This is a genomic window from Geobacillus sp. ZGt-1 (assembly GCF_001026865.1).
In the GTDB taxonomy this organism is placed as follows: Bacteria; Bacillota; Bacilli; order Bacillales; family Anoxybacillaceae; genus Geobacillus; species Geobacillus thermoleovorans.
On the sequence record NZ_LDPD01000013.1, the window covers coordinates 11,879 to 12,210 of the forward strand.

Annotated in this window: 1 pseudogene; it reads left to right on the forward strand. The window is 45.8% G+C overall.

The window, feature by feature from the left end:
• Positions 1-185: pseudogene (locus tag VU18_RS19210) on the forward strand (IS110 family transposase); the annotation flags it as partial.
• Positions 186-332: the final 147 nt, after the last annotated feature.

A 332-nucleotide genomic window follows, 5' to 3' on the forward strand; every position in this document is an offset into this window, starting at 1 on the left:
CGTTATGCGAGGCGGCATGGGCGTTATCCCGATGCAGGAATCAACCGTTGGCGGCGAAATTTTGGTCATTGGCGGCTCGCCGGGGAAAGAAAAAAGCACTCGTTGCGATCGCGCACCGAATGCTTGTCACCATTTACTGCATGCTTTCCCGAAAAGAACCGTTTTGGGGACCACAAGTAAGTTAGTATAGCCAAAATGAATACAGAATATACGAGATGCCTAAAAATAAGGCACCTCTGCTTTCCTGTTGTCTTTTTTGGCCATTTGTAGTGTATCCAAACTGATCACAGGATATACAGAGTTGACCGGGTTTTATGGATTTTCACAGAAAA